The 19,428-nt window shown below is 70.4% G+C and carries 17 protein-coding genes, 1 tRNA gene and 1 pseudogene; 13 read left to right on the top strand and 6 right to left on the bottom strand.

The window, feature by feature from the left end; all coding sequences use genetic code 11:
- Positions 1–407 precede the first annotated feature (407 nt).
- Entirely contained in the window at positions 408–1,703 is a 1,296-nt protein-coding gene (locus FJ108_06230) for an 8-amino-7-oxononanoate synthase (GenBank protein ID MBM4335496.1), read from the bottom strand.
- On the opposite strand from FJ108_06230, the gene FJ108_06225 reads away from it, so the two are divergent.
- The 7 genes from FJ108_06225 to FJ108_06195 all read left to right on the top strand — a co-directional run bounded on the left by FJ108_06225 (position 1,672) and on the right by FJ108_06195 (position 7,770).
- A complete protein-coding gene (locus FJ108_06225) occupies positions 1,672–2,682 on the top strand; it encodes a polyprenyl synthetase family protein (protein MBM4335495.1) in 1,011 nt (336 codons plus the stop codon). The genes FJ108_06230 and FJ108_06225 overlap by 32 nt on opposite strands.
- 65 nt (positions 2,683–2,747) lie before the next feature.
- Positions 2,748–3,086: a helix-hairpin-helix domain-containing protein gene (locus FJ108_06220; protein MBM4335494.1), complete on the top strand. Its 339-nt coding sequence runs from the start codon at positions 2,748–2,750 to the stop codon at positions 3,084–3,086.
- Between the two features lie 84 nt (positions 3,087–3,170).
- Entirely contained in the window at positions 3,171–4,040 is an 870-nt protein-coding gene (locus tag FJ108_06215; GenBank protein MBM4335493.1) for a hypothetical protein, read from the top strand.
- Positions 3,899–4,990: an iron ABC transporter permease gene (locus tag FJ108_06210; protein ID MBM4335492.1), complete on the top strand. Its 1,092-nt coding sequence runs from the start codon at positions 3,899–3,901 to the stop codon at positions 4,988–4,990. Before FJ108_06215 ends, FJ108_06210 begins: the two co-directional genes overlap by 142 nt.
- Entirely contained in the window at positions 4,987–5,814 is an 828-nt protein-coding gene (locus tag FJ108_06205; GenBank protein MBM4335491.1) for an ABC transporter ATP-binding protein, read from the top strand. Before FJ108_06210 ends, FJ108_06205 begins: the two co-directional genes overlap by 4 nt.
- 10 nt (positions 5,815–5,824) lie before the next feature.
- A complete protein-coding gene (locus FJ108_06200; protein MBM4335490.1) occupies positions 5,825–7,114 on the top strand; it encodes a phosphopyruvate hydratase in 1,290 nt (429 codons plus the stop codon).
- Positions 7,111–7,770, top strand: a complete 660-nt coding sequence (locus FJ108_06195; protein ID MBM4335489.1) for a hypothetical protein — start codon at positions 7,111–7,113, stop codon at positions 7,768–7,770. Before FJ108_06200 ends, FJ108_06195 begins: the two co-directional genes overlap by 4 nt.
- Before the next feature lie 28 nt (positions 7,771–7,798).
- Here the strand turns inward: FJ108_06195 and FJ108_06190 are convergent, their stop codons facing one another.
- Both FJ108_06190 and FJ108_06185 read right to left on the bottom strand, forming a co-directional pair.
- Positions 7,799–8,551, bottom strand: coding sequence for a hypothetical protein (locus FJ108_06190; protein MBM4335488.1), 753 nt, complete (start codon positions 8,549–8,551; stop codon positions 7,799–7,801).
- A 5-nt stretch (positions 8,552–8,556) separates the two neighbouring features.
- Complete coding sequence (locus tag FJ108_06185; GenBank protein MBM4335487.1) at positions 8,557–8,790, bottom strand: hypothetical protein; 234 nt, start codon at positions 8,788–8,790, stop codon at positions 8,557–8,559.
- Here FJ108_06185 and FJ108_06180 point away from each other — a divergent pair.
- Genes FJ108_06180 through FJ108_06160 form a run of 5 tightly spaced genes read left to right on the top strand, consistent with a single transcriptional unit; the run spans position 8,789 to position 15,496 of the window.
- Positions 8,789–10,723 carry a hypothetical protein gene (locus FJ108_06180; GenBank protein MBM4335486.1) on the top strand — a complete coding sequence of 645 codons (1,935 nt, stop codon included), beginning with the start codon at positions 8,789–8,791 and terminating at the stop codon, positions 10,721–10,723. The two genes, FJ108_06185 and FJ108_06180, sit on opposite strands and share 2 nt — an antisense overlap.
- Before the next feature lie 11 nt (positions 10,724–10,734).
- Positions 10,735–11,763 carry an ABC transporter permease gene (locus FJ108_06175; GenBank protein ID MBM4335485.1) on the top strand — a complete coding sequence of 343 codons (1,029 nt, stop codon included), beginning with the start codon at positions 10,735–10,737 and terminating at the stop codon, positions 11,761–11,763.
- A 56-nt stretch (positions 11,764–11,819) separates the two neighbouring features.
- Entirely contained in the window at positions 11,820–12,764 is a 945-nt protein-coding gene (locus FJ108_06170) for an ABC transporter permease (GenBank protein ID MBM4335484.1), read from the top strand.
- Between the two features lie 9 nt (positions 12,765–12,773).
- The gene (locus tag FJ108_06165) at positions 12,774–13,874 is read left to right on the top strand and encodes a dihydrodipicolinate synthase family protein (GenBank protein ID MBM4335483.1); all 1,101 of its coding nucleotides are present in this window, start codon (positions 12,774–12,776) and stop codon (positions 13,872–13,874) included.
- Positions 13,856–15,496: an SIS domain-containing protein gene (locus FJ108_06160; protein ID MBM4335482.1), complete on the top strand. Its 1,641-nt coding sequence runs from the start codon at positions 13,856–13,858 to the stop codon at positions 15,494–15,496. Before FJ108_06165 ends, FJ108_06160 begins: the two co-directional genes overlap by 19 nt.
- Here the strand turns inward: FJ108_06160 and FJ108_06155 are convergent.
- Positions 15,493–17,616 carry a hypothetical protein gene (locus FJ108_06155; GenBank protein ID MBM4335481.1) on the bottom strand — a complete coding sequence of 708 codons (2,124 nt, stop codon included), beginning with the start codon at positions 17,614–17,616 and terminating at the stop codon, positions 15,493–15,495. The two genes, FJ108_06160 and FJ108_06155, sit on opposite strands and share 4 nt — an antisense overlap.
- A gap of 90 nt (positions 17,617–17,706) precedes the next feature.
- On the opposite strand from FJ108_06155, the gene FJ108_06150 reads away from it, so the two are divergent.
- Positions 17,707–17,782, top strand: a tRNA-Ala gene (locus FJ108_06150).
- Between the two features lie 73 nt (positions 17,783–17,855).
- On the opposite strand, the pseudogene FJ108_06145 reads toward FJ108_06150, so the two are convergent.
- Positions 17,856–18,833 (bottom strand): annotated as a pseudogene (locus FJ108_06145) (hypothetical protein).
- A gap of 40 nt (positions 18,834–18,873) precedes the next feature.
- Positions 18,874–19,155 carry an antibiotic biosynthesis monooxygenase gene (locus FJ108_06140; GenBank protein MBM4335480.1) on the bottom strand — a complete coding sequence of 94 codons (282 nt, stop codon included), beginning with the start codon at positions 19,153–19,155 and terminating at the stop codon, positions 18,874–18,876.
- Between the last annotated feature and the right edge of the window lie 273 nt (positions 19,156–19,428).

Below are 19,428 nucleotides of genomic sequence, written 5' to 3'. Positions count from 1 at the left end.
CTCCTCGCTCTTCTGCTGCCAGTACTGGAAGGCGATCTTCAGCGCGACCTCGACGGCGGTCGAGCCGTTGTCGCTGTAGAAGACGCGCGTGAGTCCCGGCGGCGCGATCGCGACCAGCTTCTCGGCGAGCTCGATCGACGGAACTCCTGCCAGCCCGAGCAGCGTCGAGTGCGCGAGCTTGTCGAGCTGCGCGTGGATCCGCGCGCGCAGGATCGGGTGATCGTGGCCGTGCAAGTTGACCCAGAGCGAGGAGACGCCGTCCAGGTAGCGGTTCCCGTCTGTGTCGATCAGGTAGTTCCCCTCGCCGCGATCGATCACGACCGGATGGCCGTCCATCCAGTCGCTCATCTGGGTGAACGGGTGCCAGAGCGCGCGCTGGTCGCGCTCGCGAAGCTCGCGCGTTCGGCTCATCTGGCGCGAAGCTCCGAGAAGACCTCGATCACCCGCGCGACGTCCTGCGCGGAGTGCGCGCAGGTGGGCGTGAAGCGGATCCGGGCCGTGCCGTGCGGCACCGACGGGTGGCGGATGCCCTGCGCGTACACGCCGCGCTCGAGCGCGGCGTCGGCGAGCCGCATCACCGCTTCGTTGTCGCCGACGATCGCGGGCACGATCTGCGTGGTGCTCTCGCCGGTGTCGTAGCCGGCCGAGCGCAGACCGACGCGAAGCTGCTCGGCGCGTTCGAACAGCAGCTTGCGGCGCTCGGGCTCGGACTGCGCGATGCGCAGCGCCTCGAGCGCGGCGCCGAGCGCTGGCGGCGCGGTCGCACAGGTGAAGATGAAGCTGCGCGACGCGTTCACCAGATGCTCTCTCACCCGTGTCGAGCAGGCGACGAACGCCCCGAAGCTGCCGAGCGCCTTGCCGAGATTCCCGATCAGGAGATCGACCGCGACGCCCTCCACTTCGCTCGCACCGCGGCCGCTCGCGCCGAGACAGCCCAGACCGTGCGCATCGTCGAGCACGACGATCATCTCGTGGTCGCGCGCGATCGGCACGAGCTCGGACAGGCGTGCGCGGTCGCCGTCCATGCTGTACACGCCGTCGGCTACCAGCACGCGGCGCCGGAATCCGACCAGTCCCGCGGCCACGCGTGCGAGGTCCTCGGGATCGTTGTGGGCGAAGACGCGCGTCTGCGCGCGAGCGAGCCGACAGGCGTCGATGATGCTGGCGTGGTTCAGCGAGTCGGAGACGATCACGTCGTCCGGGCCGCAGAGCGCGCCGAGCACGCCCAGATTCGCCATGTAGCCGCTGCTGAACACGAGCGCGGCCGCGTGGCCGGTGAAGCGGGCAAGCTCGCCCTCGAGCTCCTCGTGCAGTGCGAGGTTCCCGTTGATCAGGCGCGAGCCGGCCGCCGCGGTGCCGTACTCCTCGGCGGCCCTCTGCGCGGCCGCGATCACGCGCGCGTCGCCGGCCAGGTCGAGGTAGTTCGAGCCCGCGAGCATCAGGCAGTCGCGACCGTCGACGCGCATCCGCGGCGCCTGCAGCCCCTCGACACGTCGAAGGCGCCGGTGCAGGCCTCGCTCGCGCAGCCGATCGAGCTCGACGCCGACCTCCGCATCGAGCCGAGTAATTTCGTTAACTCCCTGGAATGCAAGCGGATTTGGCATCAGATTCTTTGACAGCGCCCCCCGCCGCGGGCTAGACTCGCCGAACCTCCTACCGGATGCAAGCGAGTTGACAGCCGCCCCCGATCTCGAGCGCATCATCTCCTTCCTGCGCGAAGACCTCGATCAGGTCGAGCGCGTCATGCGCGCAGGCATGCGATCCGTCGCGCCGGTCATCCCCACGATCGGGGAACACACCTTCGGAAGCGGCGGCAAGCGCGTCCGGCCCGTCATGGTTCTGCTCGCGGCTCGGCTCTGCGGCTACCGTGGGCCGCGCGCGATCCAGATCGCCGCCGCGGCCGAATACCTGCACAGCGCCTCGCTGCTGCACGACGACGTGGTCGACGGCGCGGAGACCCGGCGCGGTCGACCGAGCGTCAACGCCCGGTTCGGCAGCAAGCTCGCGATCCTGGTCGGAGACTTCCTGTACGCGCGAACCTGCCAGACCCTGGTCGAGGACGGGGATGCCGACATACTCGCGGCCTTCGCAGAGAGCATCCGCGCAATGGCCGAGGGCGAGGTCCTGCAGCTCACGCGCAGCTTCGATCCGGAGATGAGCGAGTCGACCTATCTCGAGGTGATCGGCGGAAAGACCTCGAGCCTGCTCGCTGCGGCCGCCGAGGCCGGCGCGATCCTGGGCGGCGTCACGCGTTCCGAGCGACGCGCGGTTCGCGAGTACGGCTGGCTTCTCGGCCTCGCCTTCCAGCTCGTCGACGACGCGCTCGACTACTCCGGCAGCGAGAGGGACCTGGGCAAGGCGCCGCTCACCGACGTCGCGGAGGGAAAGCTCACCCTGCCGCTGATCGCGACGCTGAAGCGCTGCAGCACCGGCGAGCGCGACGCGATCTCGTCGTTGCTGAAAGACTTCGCGCTGCAGAGCGCGGCCGGGCGCAGCCCCGACCGCGAGAGCGTGCAGCGCGTCGCCGAGTGCGTCGAGCGGCACCGCGGCGTCGAGAGCGCGCTCGCCCGAGCGCAGCTTCTCGGCAGCCAGGCGCGTTCGCAGATCGAGCCGTTCGTCGATTGCGAGGCCAAGCACGCGATGCTCGCGCTCGCGGACTTCGTCGTCGGCCGGCAGAGCTAGTCACACCGGTTTCCCCCGCCTCACCCGCTTTCCTCACCCCAACAAAGGAAAGGCAGGGTATGAAGATGCGAGCAACGATCGTCCGGGCCACGAGCGCGTTCGCGCTGGTGGCGCTTCTGTGCAACGTGGCCGCCGCTGCGGGAAACGAGCCCGCAGGGCGTGCCGGAGGCGCCGCGATCGTCGGCGTCGTGAACGTGAACTCGGCGACCGCGGAGGAGCTCGCGCTCCTGCCCGGCGTCGGGCCGGCCAAGGCGCAGGCGATCCTCGAGTACCGCAAGGAGCACGGCGCGTTCAAGCGCGTCGACGACCTTGGGGAAGTGAAGGGGATCGGCGACAAGGCGCTCGAGCGGATCAGGCCGCACGTGGCGCTCGACGGCAAGACGACCGCGCAGCCCGGTAACTGAGCGGTCCGGGGGCGCGGCCGCCACCCGGTCGGTCGCGCCCCCGCTTTCGCGACGGGCGCGGGAGCGAAGTGTTAGAACAGCTCCGTGCGCACCCCCCGAAGCGCTCGCTGGATTTCGCTCGCCGTCGCGCTCGTCTGCGCGTGCCGCGCGGGTGAGCCCGTCTCGCAGACGGACGAGCTTCGTGTGATCTCGCTCTCGCCGTCGACGACGGACGTCGTCGTCGCGCTCGGCGGGCGGGAGGCGCTGGTCGGCGTAGACCAGTACTCGAAGGTGCTCTCCGGACTCGGCGAGCTGCCATCACTCGGAGGGTTGTTCGCGCCCGACCTCGAGCGCGCGCTCGAGCTGCGTCCGACGCTGGTGCTCGGCGTGCGCAGCGAGTCACAGGCGGCGTTCTTCGCTCAGCTTCGCGCGCGCGGCGTACGGGTGCGGGAGATCGACTCGAGCGGATCGCTCGAGCAGGTGCTCGAAACCTACCCGCAGATCGGGAAGGAGCTCGGGCGCGAGCCCGACGCCCGAGCGCTCGTCGCGCGGGTTCGCGAGCAGCTCGCCGAGGTGTCGCGCTCGGTCGAAGGGCTCGAGCGCCCGAGCGTGGCGCTGGTCGTCGAACGCGAGCCGCTCTACGTCGCGGCCGGCGGCAGCTTCGCGAGCGCATTGATCGAGCTGGCCGGCGGCCGCAACGTCTTCGGCGATCTCTCGGGCGCGTACCCGCAGGTCTCGCTCGAGCTGCTCGCCGAGCGCGCGCCCGACGTTCTGATCGACTCGACCCGCGAGCCGACGACGGGACCGCAGGCGCAGAGCGAGGCGCACGGCTACTGGTCGCGCTACGGCTTCGTGCGCCGCGTGGAGATCGTTGCGCCAGGAGTCGCGACGCTGCCAGGAACCCGGCTTGCCGAGGGCGCGCAGATCCTGCGCGCTCGTGTGCATCCCGGCCGGACGTGGAGCCAGGCGCCGTGAGGTCCCGCCCTGCGCTCGCGTGGCTCTCGTTGCTTCTGCTGGCCTGCATCGCTTCGAGCCTGCTGCTCGGATCCGCGCAGAACCCGACGGCCGAGATCGTGCTGCAGATCCGCCTGCCGCGCGCGCTGCTCGCCGCGATCGTCGGCGCGGGCCTCGCGACTGCGGGCGCCCTGCTCCAGGCGCTGCTGCAGAATCCGCTCGCCGATCCGTACGTGCTCGGGATCTCGGGCGGCGCTGCGCTGGCCGGCGTCGCGGCGCTCGCGCTCGGCGGCGGGCTCTGGCTGGGCGGGTCCGCGGTGCCACTGGTCGCGTTTGCCGGAGCGCTCGGCGCGAGCCTGCTGCTCTACGCGATCGCGGCCGCCGGCGGGCGCGCGCCCGCGCACAGCCTGCTGCTCACGGGCGTCGTGTTCAACGCGTTCGCGTCGTCGCTGATCGTCTTCGTGACCAGCGCAGCGGACCTGTCGCGCGTCGCGAGCGTCTTCCTGTGGCTGATCGGCGCGATCCGTCCCGTCGAGCTGCCGCTGATCGCGGGCGTGGCCGCGCTCTCCGCGATCGGGCTCGCGATCGCGCTGCGCCACGCGTACGCATTGAACCTGCTCGCGCAGGGCGACGCGACCGCGGCACATCTCGGTGTCGACGTCCCGCAAGTACGCCGCAACGTGCTGGCCGCGAGCGCGCTGCTGATCGGCGCCTCGGTCGCGGTCTCCGGCCTGATCGGATTCGTCGGCCTGATCGTTCCGCATCTGGTCCGGCTCACGATCGGCTCCGACCACCGCACGCTGCTTCCGGCATCGGCGCTCGCGGGCGCGGCGTTCCTGGTCAGCGCGGACACGCTGGCGAGGGTCGTGCTCGCGCCGATCGAGCTCCCGGTCGGTGCCCTCACCGCGCTGGTCGGCGGGCCGCTCTTCCTTGTGCTCCTGCGCCGCGAGCTGTCGCGGCTCCCGTCATGAGCGATCCGCTTCTCGTCGCGCGCGGCGTGAGCCACGCGTTCGGGAGAGCGCAGGTGCTCTCGGACGTCTCGCTCGCGCTCGCGCCAGGGCGGCTGTTGGTGGTCGCCGGGCCCAACGGCGCGGGAAAGACGACACTCCTGCGTGTACTCGCAGGGACGCTGCGGCCGGACGCTGGCGAGGTCCGGCTCCAGGGCGCGGCGCTCGCCGAGCTGTCCCGCCGCGAAATCGCGCGACGGCTCGCGGTGGTTCCGCAGGAGAGCCACGTCCCGTTTCCCTTCAGCGTGCGCGAGATGGTCGCGCTCGGCCGCGCGCCGTTTCTCGGTCCGCTCGGCCGCGAGGCGCCGAGCGACCGGGAGCGGACCGAGCGCGCGCTCGCCGAGCTCGAGCTCGAGGGCCTGGCCAGCCGGGCGTATCCCACGCTCTCGGGCGGCGAGAAGCAGCGCGTTCTGCTCGCGCGCGCGCTGGTGCAGGGCGTGCCGACCTGGCTTCTCGACGAGCCCACGGCCCACATGGATCTCGGCCACGGGCTGCAGTGCTGGGAGCGCGTGCGCGGCTGGATCGAGGCCGAGCCGGGCCGGGGCTGCCTGCTCGTCACCCACGACCTGCTGCTCGCGGCGCGCTTCGCGGACGAGCTGGTCCTGCTCGACCAGGGCCGCGTCGCGGCCAGCGGACCGCCGTCCCAGGTGCTGACCCCGGAGCGGATCGCGAGCGTCTACGGCGTGGAGGCGCTGGTCGGACGCGATGCGGAGGGCCGCTTCGTCGTCTCGCCGCTGCGCTCGCTGGCCGGCTCCGGCCGGGGGGATCGCGCGGAGAACTTCCGATAGAATGCGCCGCGTGAGTCGAATCGAAGACGTGCGCGCGCGGGAGATCCTCGACTCGCGCGGCAATCCGACGGTGGAAGTAGAGGTCAGGCTCGAGTCGGGCACGCGCGGACGAGCGGCGGTGCCTTCGGGCGCGTCGACCGGAAGCCGCGAGGCGCTCGAGCTTCGCGACGGCGGCAAGCGCTACCGCGGCAAGGGCGTGGTGCGGGCGGTCGAGAACGTGCGCGGCGAGCTGCTGCGCGCGGTGCGCGGGATGGAGCTCGGGGGCCTCGAAGAGCAGGCCGCCCTGGACGAGGCGATGATCCGCCTCGACGGAAGCGAGACCAAGTCCCGGCTCGGCGCGAACGCGATCCTGGGCGTCTCGCTGGCCGCGGCGCACGCCGCGGCGAACGACGCGCGACAGGGGCTGTTCCGCTGGCTCTCCGACGGGCGCGAGCCGCTCCTGCCCCTGCCGATGATGAACATCCTGAACGGCGGACAGCACGCCGCGAACAAGGTCGACTTCCAGGAGTTCATGATCCTGCCGACGGGCGCGCCGAGCTTCTCCGAGTGCCTGCGCTACGGAGCCGAGATCTTCCACGCGCTGCGCGAGGTCCTGCACCAGGCTGGCTACGCCACCGGGGTCGGAGACGAGGGCGGGTTCGCCCCGGACCTCGACTCGAACCAGGAAGCCGTCGAGATGGTCCTGCGCGGCATCGAGCGCGCGGGCTATCGGCCCGGCCACGACGTGCATCTCGGGCTCGACGTCGCTGCGAGCGAGTTCTTCAAGAACGGCCGCTACGAGCTCACCGGCGAGGGAACGGTTCGCACCCGCGACGAGATGATCGAGCTCTACCGGGACTGGGTCGCGCGCTACCCGATCGTGTCGATCGAAGACGGGCTCGCGGAGGGCGACTGGGACGGCTGGAAGGCGCTGACCGACGCGCTCGGCGCCCGAGTCCAGCTCGTCGGCGACGACGTCTTCGTGACCAACCCGAAGATCCTGCGCGAGGGCGTGGCGCGCGGCGTGGCCAATGCGGTGCTGGTGAAGGTGACCCAGATCGGCACGCTCACCGAGACGCTCGAGACCGTGCAGATCGCCGAGGCCGCGGGCTACGCGGCCGTGATCTCGCACCGCTCGGGCGAGACCGAGGATGTGACGATCGCCGACCTCGCCGCGGGCCGCGCCGCGGGCCAGATCAAGACCGGGTCGCTGTGCCGATCGGATCGCGTCGCGAAGTACAACCAGCTGCTGCGCATCGAGAGCGAGCTTGGCGCGCGCGCTCGCTTCGCCGGCCGCACGGCGCTGCGCCGATTGCGTTGAGCGGTCCGCTCGCGAAGCTCCTCACGCTCGGCTTGCTCGCGTACTTCGCCTCCGGCGAGCGCGTGGTCGCGCAGCTCGCGGCCGCGCGCGCGGGCCAGCCGCCGCTGCACGTCGAAGGCGTCATCTCCGCCGCCGCGCCCGGCACTCCCGCGCGAATCTCGATCGACCTGCATCCCGACTTCGGTACGCGCATCTCCGACGACCGCGGCGGGCGCTGGGTGATCCAGCGCGGGCGCGTGCTCGACGGCACGCTCCTGCCCTTGCCCGCGTGGCTGCCGGATCTGGAGGTGCTCGCGCTGCGGCGCGAGCCAGAGCTTCGCGCCTGGCTCGTGGGTCAGGGAATCGACGCGTCGGCGAACGAGCTCGCGCGCTGCGGCGACGGAGACTGCTACGTGCTGGGCACACGCCAGTCGCTGGCGCAGCTCTGGGTGGAGAAGCGCGGCTTCGAGGTCCGCCGCGTGGTCCTGCCGGGCCGCGGGCCGATGGATCTCGAGGAGTGGCGCGCGTTCGAGCGGATCCGCTTCCCGGCGCGGGTCGAGCTCGCGAGCGACGGGGCGACCGCGACGATCGCGGTCGAGAGCGTCGCCGTCGCGCCGCCACTCGGCGCCGGCGACTTTTCCGCCGCGTGGGTGCGCGCCGCGCCTTCAGCGCAGTAACTCCGGGTCGCCGCTCGCGCGGCGCCGGCTACGCCACCGAAGCGATCTGCTCCTCGGGGCCCGCGTTGCGAAGCGAGACGCGCGTCAGGTTCCCGTCGATCTCGATCCGGCCGCCCTGGCTCTCGATCAGATGGCGAGTCACGAGCATCGAGAGAGCGTCGAGCTCGGTCCCGCGGCGGCCGATCTCGATCTCGATCTGGACCGGGAAGCCTGGCACGTCCCCGCGCAGGATCTTGATTCCGATCCGTCCGCCCACGCCGGCGAGATCCGCGCCCGATTCGAGCAGCGCGCGGAACGCCGCGCGCATCCGCTCCGGGTCGACGTGGACGGGCTGCCGGTTCAGCACCGACCACGAGGCCCCGACCGAGCCGTCGCGCAGGAGCGGGATCTGCTCGGCGGCCTCCTGCAGAAGCGCAATCGGAGCGGTAGGCGCCGCGCGCATCGGCCGCGGCCGGGTCACCAACATCCGCATCTGCCAGGCAATCCGCTCCAGCCGGGCCAGCGCCTCGCCGGGCACCTCGCCCGAGCGGCGCAGCTGGCTCAGCGGCTCGCGAATCGCATCGCCGATCAGCGAGACCAGATGGCGCGGCGGCGCGCGATCCGGCTCCCGTTCCGCGGCGACCTCGCGCACCGGCGTGAGTGGCTTGCGCTCCTCCGTGAGCTCTCGCTGCACGGGTGAGTCGACGGCCACGAGCGTCGCCCGACGCCTCAGGACCAGCCAGGCGAATCCGCCTCCTGCCAGGAATCCGAGAAGTCCGAAGAGAAGCGAGAGGGGATCCATTCCAGCTACGCGGCCTCGATCGTTCCCATTCGCGGCGAATTCGCGGGAATCAGCGACATCGCGATCGCGACCGACCAGGGAAGGTGCCCTTCGGTGGACGAACCGTCGGCATGTCGGAAGTGGATTCCAGCGTCGTCGAGCCAGACGTGAATCGTCTCTCGGCCAATCACCAGCTCCAGCGGTACGCCGCGCGAATTCGCGCGGCGATCGCCACCCCTGCAGTCTGCGCTGCGGCTCATGCATCCCTCGAGGGGGGAAGTTGTGAATCGGGGAGGACGATCAGGAACGAGACCGATCATAGCGCGAGCTATGCTCCGTGCGAGGACTTTCTTGCCGCGGCAAGATCTCGGGCGAGTCCATCGGGGGGAACCAATGATTCGATTGCGGCTTTGCACGCTCGTCTGCTCGCTTGCGCTCTTGAATTGCGGCGGACCGGACGAGAGCGAGAAGACGACCTCCGCGCCGGACGAATCGACCGCCGAGACGAAGGCCGCGCCCGCGGATGCCGGCCCGCCGGTGCGGGGCGACTGGCTGGTGATCCACGCGCTCGCCGATCCCGAGAATCTCAACCCGCTCACCTCGAACGACGCGGGCGCGAGCGCGGTTCTCGGCTGGATCTTTCCGACGCTGGTGCGGATCGACCAGAACACGTTGACTCTCGAGCCGCTGCTCGCGAGCGCCCTTCCCGATGTCTCGGGCAACCACCTGACCTACACCTACCGCCTGCGCGAGGACGTCTCGTTCAGCGATGGTACGCCGCTCACGGCCGAGGACCTGGTCTTCACGCTGAAGGCGATCCGGCACCCGATCGTGAACGCGGCTCCACAGCGCAACTACTACGACTCGGTGGCCGACGCGGCGGTCGTCGATCCCCACACCGTCCGGATCTCGCTCGGCGAGGTGTACTTCCTGAACGACTGGATGCTGGGCGGAATCGCCCCGATCCCGCGCGCCTACTACGACCCGGAGAACTTGCTGGACGGAATCAGCGTCGCGGAGCTGAACCACTGGGACGAGCTCGAGCCCGCGAAGAAGGAGCGCGCGCAGCGCTTCGCCAAGGCCTTCAACGAGGGCTTCAACCGCCGCCCGCTCGGCCCCGGGGCACTGGTGCTCGAAGATCCAGCGCGCGACTACGTGACGGGCGAGAAGATCGAGCTGCGCCACCGCGCCGGCTATTTCGCGCCCGGGCAGCCGCTGCTCGGCGATCCATGGGTGGACCGCGTCGTGTACCGGGTGATCAACGATTTCGACGCGGCGCTCGCGGCGCTGAAGGCCGGGAAGATCGACTTCATGGGCCTGCGCCCGGTGCAGTACCTGAAGCAGACCGGTGACCCGCGCTTCGGGGAGCGGATCGTGAAGCACGTCGATCGCGCCGGCAGCTACACCTACATCGGCTGGAACCAGAAGCGCGCGATCTTCTCGGACAAGCGCCTGCGGCAGGCGCTCTCGCACCTGGTCGACAAGCGCAACGTCTGCGACAAGCTTCTGCTCGGCCTGGCCGACCCGGTCGAGTCCCCGATCTACCCGGGCCGGCCGGAGTTCAACTCCGGCCTCGCGCCGTGGGCCTTCGATCCCGCGCGCGCGCAGGCCCTGCTCGCCGAGGCGGGCTGGAGCGACTCGAACGGCGACGGGATCCTCGACAAAGAGGTCGACGGTGAGCGCGTGCCACTGCGCTTCGAGATCGTCTCGAACTCCGGCAACGACGATCGCCGGAATCTGGGCCTGGTGGTCGTCGACGAGTTCAAGCGCGCGGGGATCGACGCGAGTTTCCGCGCGATCGACTGGTCGATCCTGCTCGAGAAGGTGAAGAGCTTCGACTACGACGCGGTGATCCTGGGCTGGACGAACAGCGGAACGATTCCGCCGGATCTGTTCCAGATCTGGCACTCGTCGCAGGCGGTCGCCGGTGGCTCGAACCACATCTCGTTCAAGAACGACGAGGTCGACGGGCTGCTCGAGGCGTACCGGGTCGAGTTCGACGCGGCCGAGCGCAAGCGCCTCTACGATCGCGTGCAGGAGATCCTGTACGACGAACAGCCCTACACCTGGGTGTACGCGCCGAAGTCGCTCACGGCCTACGACCGCCGCTTCCAGGGCGTGACCTGGTACCCGACCGGCGCGACGCAGGAGCCCGAGTGGTGGGTTCCGGTCGCGAGCCAGAAGTACCGCTAGGCACGAGCGCGATGCTGCAATACGTCGCCCGTCGCCTGTTGCTGCTCGTTCCGACCTTCGTCGGGATCACATTCATCGGGTTCGCGATCATCCACCTGGCGCCGGGCGATCCGGTCGAGCTCTTCTTCGCGGGCGGGCTCGCGGCCGGACAAGGCGGGATCAGCACGCAGAAGCTCGGCGACGTGGAGAAGGCCAAGGCGGAGCTGCGCCGCGAGCTCGGGCTCGATCAGCCGATCCCGGTGCAGTACGTGCGTTGGCTCGGCCGGCTCGTGCGCGCGGATCTCGGCACGAGCCTGAAGGACCGCCAGCCGGTCTGGGAGAAGATCCGGCCGCGCCTGCCCGTGACGATCACGATCGCGTCGATCTCGCTCTTGATCATGTACGCGTTCGCGATTCCGCTCGGCATCTACTCCGCGGTCCGCCCCGACACCCGTCTCGATCGGTTCCTCACGGCCGCGATCTTCATGCAGTACTCGGTGCCGAGCTTCTGGCTCGGCGTGCTGCTGATCGTCTACTTCTGCGGCGGGGACTACTTCAATTGGTTCCCGCCGGCCGGCCTGCGCTCGCTCGAGTACAGCGCGGACTGGCCGCTCGGGCAGCGCCTGGGCGACCTCTCCTACCATCTGGTGCTGCCGATCTTCGTGACCACGCTCGGCAGCTACACCGAGCTGTCGCGGTACATGCGCTCCGCGATGCTCGAGAACGCCCGCCAGGATTTCATCCGAACCGCGCGCGCGAAGGGGGTTCCGGAGCGCACGGTGGTCTTCAGGCACATGCTGCGCAACTCGCTGATCGCGATGGTGACGATCGTCGCCGGAGTCCTGCCGAGCATGATCGGCGGCTCGGTGATCATCGAGAAGATGTTCTCGATTCCCGGCATCGGACAGCTCGGCTACCAGGCCGTGCTCGCGCGCGACTATCCGGTCGTGCTCGCGCTCTTCGCGACGAGCTCGTTCCTCACGCTCGTCGGCATCCTGCTCGCGGACCTCGCGCTCGTGCTCGTCGACCCGCGCATCAGCTTCGGGAAGTCGAACGCGTGAGTGGCGGCGGCCGCGTCTGGCGAGGAGTCCTGCGCGAGCGGCGCGCGGTGTTCGGCATGGCCGTGATCGGCCTGCTCGCGACGCTCGCGCTGGCCGCCGACTTCGTGGCCAACGACAAGCCGTACTACATCGAGCTCGAAGGCGAGAGCCACTTCCCGGTGCTGATCGACTACCAGGTCTGGCTCGGCCTGCGGCAGTGGCCGGCGCAGCTCGCGAATCAGCGCTTCTCCAAGCTCGCGGAATCGGCCGACGTCGTGCTCTGGCCGCCGATCCCCTACAGCGCGACGGTGCCGGACATCAGCGGCGACGTCTTCGAGCCGCCCTCCTCCGCGCACTGGCTCGGCACCGACGGCCTGGGGCGGGACGTCGCCGCCGGACTGATCCACGGCATACGCGTCTCGCTCACGATCGGTCTCGTGGTCGTCGCGATCCAGGCGTCGATCGGCGTGCTGCTCGGGGGGATCGCCGGCTATTACGGTGGACCGGCGGACCTTCTGCTCTCGCGGATCTTCGAAGTCATGCTCGGAATCCCGACCTTCTTCCTGATCATCACCGTCGCCGCGGTCTTCAAGCCCTCGATCTATCTCATCATGGTCATTCTCGGACTCACGGGCTGGGTCGGGATCGCACGGCTGATCCGCAGCGAGTTCCTGCGCGTGCGCGCGATGGACTACGTCGCGGCGGCCCAGAGTCTCGGCGCGCGAGACACTCGGATCATGCTTCGCCACATCCTGCCCAACGCGATCGCGCCCGTGCTGGTGTCGATGTCGTTCGGCGTGGCGAGCGCGATCCTGACCGAGTCGGGGCTGTCGTTCCTGGGCATCGGAGTGCCCGCGCACGTCGTCACCTGGGGCTCGATCCTGGCGGTCGCGCAGTCCAACACCACCGCCTGGTGGCTCGCCGTCTTCCCGGGCGCCGCGATCTTCGTCACGGTGACCGCCTACAACCTGCTCGGCGACGGGCTCCGCGACGCCCTCGACCCGCGCCGGCAGGGGACGTAAGTTCGGGGCGTGCGCACGCTCGAGGACTACCGGCCGCGCAGCGGTCTCTCGATCCCCTGCATCACCTGCCTCGACGCGGGCGGCGAGCCGATCGACGCCGATCAGCGTCGCCTGGTGCGCTACCTGATCCAGGAGGGCCGCGGCGCCGACGTGATCTTCGTGATGGGCACGACCGGCGAGTGGAACCGCCTGGACCAGACGCGCCGCCACCGCGTGATCCGTGTCGTGGTCGAAGAGACGCGCAAGCACGAGGCGCGGCTCGCGCAGGCCGGGCACCAGCCGGTGGAAGCCTGGGTCGGTCTGACCGCACCGACGCGCGAGGAGACGCTCGAGACGCTCGAGCTCGCGCTCGATCTCGGGGCGCACGCCGGCGTGATCGCTCCGCTGGCGATCCGCGACGTCGACGATCCGGTGCGCTTCGTCACGCGCGACATCGCCGACCTGCTCGACGCGCGCGACCACCGGCTCCCGATCTTCCTGTACGACAACGCGGACATCTCGGCGGGTGACGTCGCGCACCTGCGCACGAAGTGGGTGAAGCAGCTCTCGCGGCTCGACTTCGTGCGCGGGATCAAGGTCTCGGCGCCCGCGCGCAAGCTGGGCCACTACACCAAGGCCGCGCGACAGTTCCGCGACCTGGGTGCGTTCGGCATCTACGTCGGCGAAGCGATGCACATCCTCGAGATGATGCGCCCCCGCACCGGCCTGCTCGCCGTTCTGCGCGAGCATTGGAACCGCTTCCTGCTCCACGATCTGCTCCCGGCCGGGGTGGTCTCCGGGCCCGCGAACCTGTTTCCTCGCGAGTGGCGGCGTGCCTGGCAGGTGGCGAGCGCGGGCGATGTCGAGCGCATGGACGAGCTCGCCGCGCTCTTCCGCGCCTTCTCCGCCAGCTACCGCTTCGCGTCCGGCAAACGGAGCCTGGCCGCGCTGAAGCGCGGGCTGCTGCGCCGCGGGGTGCTCTCGAGCGACGCCGTCGCGCGCGGAACCGCGGCATTCGCCGCCGACGAAGCGGCGCGTTTCGACGACGCGCTGGAGCGGCTCTGCCAGGGCTTCTCGAAGGCGCTGCCCGCCCGCTGGTGCTCGGACCCCGAATGCGCGGAGGAGCCGTGAGCGCGCGCGCGAAGTCCTGGGACGTCGCGGGCACGGGCAGCATGGTGGTCGACGAGATCCACCTGGCCAAGCGCATCCTCGGCGCCGACGAGAAGAGCCTGCTGCGCAGCGACGAGCGCGGCAACGTCGTGCGCAGACTGGTCGGCGGCGTGGTGCTGAACCATCTGGGCTGGGCGCGATTGCTGGGGCTGCGCACGGTCATCTTCGGCAAACAAGGCGACGATCCGAACGGTCGCCTCCTGCGTGCGGGAATGGAGCGGATCGGAATCGCGCATCGCATCCTGCGCGACGGCAGCGCGTCGTCGTTCGCGCAGGTCTACGTCGATCCGAGCGGCGCGCGCGCGATCTACATGGCGCGCGGGGCGACCGGTGAGTACACCGCCGCCGAGGTCGAGGCGCAGCACGCGACGATCGTCGCGGATGCGAGCGTGGTCACGAGTGAAGTCTCGCAGCTTCCGCTCGCGACGGTGCGAAGGGTGCTCGAGCTGGCGCGTGCGGCAGGCGCGCGGACCGTCGTCGATCTCGACGTCTCGCTCGCCGACGCGGTGCCCGCGCTCGGCAGCGAAAAGGAGCTTCTCGCGGTGCTCCGCCTCGCCGACGTGATCAAGCCGTCGCTCGCCGCGCTCGACGGGCTGGTCGCACCAGGCGCGGCTCGCTCGCGCGCGCTCGAGCTCGCCGAGCGCACGGGCGCGAAGCTGATCGCGCTCACGCTCGGCCCCGCCGGCTCGCTTCTGCTCGCCGAGGGCGAGGCGATCGCGGTGCCGGCGGCGCAGGTTCGCGTCGTCGACACCACCGGCGCGGGCGACGCCTTCCTCGGCGGTCTGCTCGCCGGGCTGCACGCGGGGCTCGATCTGGAGAGCGCGGCCAAGCTCGGGAATGCCGCCGGCGGCGCCTGCTGCGAGCAGATCGGAGCCTTCCCCGATGCGCCCGAGCAGGCGCGCGCGCGCGTCCTCGAACTCTACGCCGCGCTCGGTGGCGGCCCGCTCGTGCTGCGGCCGCTCGGCCGCGACGCGAACTCGGCGACCCGCGCGCTCGAGCAGTTCCTGAAGGTCGTCCCGGGCGAGCTCGCGAACGTGGCCGCGCGCGCCGACCTCGCGGCGCTCACCGCGGCGGCGGACCTGATCCTCGCCGCGGAGAGCGCGGGTGGCCGCGTGCACGTCACGGGTGTGGGAAAGCCGGAGCACGTCGCGCGCTACGCGGCTTCGCTGCTCTCGAGCACGGGCACGCCCGCCTCGTTCCTGCACGGCACCGAAGTGACACACGGAAGCGTCGGACAGACCCGGCCCGGCGACGTCGTGATCGCGATCTCGAACAGCGGCGGAACCGAAGAGCTGCTGCGCGGGGTCGCGGCGCTTCAGCGCTTCGGGGCGAAGCTGATCGCGGTGACCGGAAACCCGGACTCCGCGCTCGCGCGCGAGGCCGACGTCGTGCTCGCGGCGCACGTCTCGGAGGAGGGCGACGCGCTCGGCTTCGCGCCGCGCGCGAGCATCCTGGCCGAGACGCTGGTTCTGGCCGCGCTGTCGGTGGCGCTCCAGGAAGCGAAGGGATTCACCCGCGAGGACTACGCCAGGCGGCATCCAGCGGGCGCGCTCGGCAAGAAGAGCTCCGGGTCGGGCGCCTAGCGCTCGACGTCCAGACCGTCTTCGCCAGCGGGCTCGGCCGGCTCGACCTGCTGCAGGCCGAGCGGGTCCTCGATCCGGATGCCCTGCTGCGCGCCGGACTCCGCATCGCACGCGCGAACCGCCAGGATGCCGTTCTCGTCGATGCGGAAGGCGACCTCGATCTTCGGCTCCATGCGCCGGGCCGGAGCGATGCCCTCGAGCACGAAGGAGCCGAGCAGCTGGTTGTCGCCGACGTTGCGGGCGCGTCCCTGGAAGACGCGGATCTCGACCTCGGCCTGGCCGTCCTGATGGGTCGTGAAGACGCGCTTCAGCTCGGTGGGAACGACGACGTTCTGATCGATCAGCACGGTGAAGATGTTTCCGGCGCTGGCGATCCCCAGCGGAAGCGACGTCACGTCGCGAAGATTCACGCGCCGCGCCTGCTTGTGCTCGACGGCGGATTTGATCTGCTCGACGACCTCGTCGGACGCGTCCTTCGCGACCTCGAGGTTGTCGCTGAGCCGCTCCTTCGCGACCTCGAGCAGCTTCGACGCCTCGCCGTCGCGCACGTCGACGGCGAGCTGCTCGATCAGCTCCGCGGCCTTGTAGTCGAGCTGCAGCAGCTCGTCCTTGAGATCCTTGACCGCCGATGGAAGCTCGCTGTCGCCGCCGGCGGAGTTTCCCAGCAGCCCCTCGAGCTGCAGCGGCTCGTGCGCGGGCTCCAGCATGCGCGGCGAGTCGTCTTCCTGCGACTCGCTGACACCGAAGGTGATCGGCCCGATCGAGCCGGGAACGGTGGTGTCGTTGAACTCGGGCGGGATCGTGCCGTCCGCCTGCGTGGCCGCGAGCAGCGTCTGCAGGCGCGCCGCGAGACCCCGATCATCCAGGGGCTTCGCGCGCAGATCCTCGACCTCGCGCACGATCTTGCGCGCGACCTCGGTGCGCCGCACCGCGACGTCGTACGCGTCCTCGGCGGCGTCGACGGCCGCCTGCTGGAGCTCGTCGGCCGAGATCGAGTATGCGTAGAGCGCCGCGCCGATCGCGACCACCTCGTCGGGGTTGATGTCCCGGCGCGGCTCCTTGGCGAAGTACGACTTGACCGCGTCTCGCACCGCGAGCATGCGGCTCTGACCCCCGACGAGAAGAACCTCGCCGACCTCGCCGCGCACGATGCGGGCGGTGGAGAGACAGCGGTCGCAGAGCTCGAGCGTGCGCTCGATCAAGGGCTTGCACAGGTCCGCGAGCTTCTGGCGCGAGAGCGTGCGCGAGAAGTTCACGCGACTGCCGTCCGGAAGCACCGCGAGGAACGGCAGGTCGATCTGCGCGACCTCGGCCGCGGCGAGCTCGACCTTGGCCTTCTCGGCGGCCTCCTTCAGGCGCAGCCGCGCGGCCTGCTGGGTCGAGAGATCGCTCCCGTGCTCGGCGTTGAACTCGCTCTCGAGCCACTCCGCGATCGCGTAGTCGAAGTCCTCGCCGCCCAAGTACGAGTCGCCGTCGGTCGCGACCACCTCGAAGGTGTCGCCGCGGGCGCGCATCACGGTGACGTCGAACGTGCCTCCGCCCAGATCGTAGACGGCGAGCGTGAAGTCCTGGTGCTTCTTGTACCCGTAGGCGAACGCAGCGGCCGTCGGCTCGTTGATCAGCCGCAGGACCTCGAGGCCGGCGCGCTCCGCGGCGAGCTTGGTCGCCTTGCGCTGCACGTCGTTGAAGTGGGCGGGGACGGAGATCACCGCTCGCGTCACCGGCTCGCCGAGCGCCTTCTCGGCAACCTCGCGGACTCGCGCGAGGATCTTCGCCGAGACCTCCACGGGCGTGAGCTGCGAGTTCTCTACCTCGAGCACCACGCCGCCGAGCGGGCTCGCCGAGAGCGTGTAGGGCACGCGCGCGGCGGCGGCGCGGACCTCGTCCGAATCGAAGGCGTGGCCCATCAGGCGCTTCACGGCGATCACCGTGCTCTGCGGCGAGGTGACCGCGTGGCGTCGGGCGGCGGCTCCGACCAGCTCCCGCCCCTGGTGGATCGCCACGCAGGAGGGGGTCGTGGTGCGGGCCTCGTCCGCCAGAACCACCGCCTTGCCGTCCTTCACGACGGCGACGCAGCTGTTCAGCGTTCCGAGATCGATACCGACGACCGGCCCGGCCACGCCTCCCTATCGGCAGGGATGTGCAGCCGTTGAGCGGGAGCCCCGCTGGCACGCGGCGGAGCGGGGGTCTAAGGTACGCCCCTACCGGAAGGGGATGTAGCTCAGCTGGGAGAGCGCTGCGTTCGCAACGCAGAGGTCGGCGGTTCGATCCCGCTCATCTCCACCATCGCCTTCGGCGGCGCGTTCCACCCCAGGTAGCGCCGTCCGAGCTCGTCGGCGACCGCGCTGGCGATGACGCCGTAGCCTTTGGCGTTCGGGTGGCGGAGCACCCCGAAGCGCACCTCGTCCTCCCTGTTCTTCCACGGCGCGAACGTCGGCTCGAGGTCGAAGAAGTCCAGGCCCGCCTCGGCGACCGCTCCCGCGATCATCGGCGCGACCTTCGGGTGGTACTCGGACGAGTAGCGCTCCAGGTTCTGGGCATCCGGCAGCAGCACCGCAAGCACCGGTATCTGGCGGGGACGCGCGTCGCGGCCGATCTCGGCCAGCGCGGTGCGTACTGCCTCCCAGCCCGCGCCGCCCTCGCGATAGGCGCGGGTCCAGTCCGTCCCGCCGGCCTTCGGGTCGCCGCCCGCTCGAGCCACCCGGAAGCGCTGCTGGACCGTGCGCTTCGCCCCTTTCCAGAACTGCCGCAGGTACAGGCGCTTGGGCGCCTCCGCCAGCTCGAGCAGCCAGGGGTGGATCTCGTGCAGCGCCAAGCGCTTCTTGTAGATCGCGAGCTTGTTGTGGGTGTCGTTCACCGGGTAGTAGCTGAGCAGCACCACGTCGGGCTGGTACTTCCAACCCTCGACCCGGAGCCAGGCGGCCTCCTGGTCGGTCGAGTATCCGATCACGCCGGCGTTGATCACCTCGAAGCGGCGCGGATCGCCGCGCAGCGAAGCGCGCTCGTTCAGGATGCGCTCGAGCTGCCTCGGGTAGGCGTCCGGCTCGTTCATGCGAAATCCGAACGTCCAGGAGTCGCCGACCGCCAGGACCCGGTACACGCCTTCGGGCTTCTCGTACGGCGTCTCGGGGTTGCGCAGGCCCTTCGAGTTGATCTTGACCGGCGCCTTGAACTCGTCGCCTTCCCAGCCGGGGCGCATGCGCTTGCCCACCTCGGGATCCATCACGTAGAGGTCCGGCTTGGGCAGAACGTCGGCGCCGAACAGGCGCAAGAGCCCCTCACAGACGGCGAGCGCCAACAGGATCGCGAGCAGGCTCACCCCCAGGTTGCGGATCATCGCGGCTCGCTCTCCCGGCGCTGTTTCGGCTTGGCCGGTCTTAGATCTCGTCGAGCATCACGATCTCGGGCCGCCCGTCGAGGATCGCGACGAAGCCGGCCCCCTGGGCGCGCAGGTTCTCGCCGTGCTTCTTGAACGCCTCGTCGCTGGCGTACTTCTCGTACACGACGAAGACGCTGGGATCGTCCTTGCGCTGGTGGAAGACGTAGGCCGTCGTGCCCGGCTCGTTCGCGCGCACGGTTGCCGCGAGCGTGCGCAGGAAGCTCCTGGCCTCGTCGATCTTGTCCTTCTTCACCTTCAGGGTGGCCACTACGCTGGGCATCTCTGCTCCTCTCGAGTCGTCGTGCCGGTAGTCTGCACGAAGCCTCGCGCGACGGGCAATTGGGGCGGCGGGTCGCGCGCTTGCTGCCGTCGGTTGGACTCCCGCAAGCCCGGGCGGGGTATCACTTTTCCTCGTGTCGGGTCACCATTGGGCATGCGCGTGCAGGCGATTCTGGTGGCCGGAGACCGCGGCGCGAGCCGCGCGATTCGCGGCCGCAGCAAGGCGTTCGTCGAGGTCGGCGGCAAGCCGATGGTCGTGCACGTGCTCGAGGGG

The sequence above is a fragment of the Deltaproteobacteria bacterium genome, from assembly GCA_016875225.1.
In the GTDB taxonomy this organism is placed as follows: domain Bacteria; phylum Myxococcota_A; class UBA9160; order SZUA-336; family SZUA-336; genus VGRW01.
This window is presented reverse-complemented; position numbering and strand designations above follow the sequence as displayed.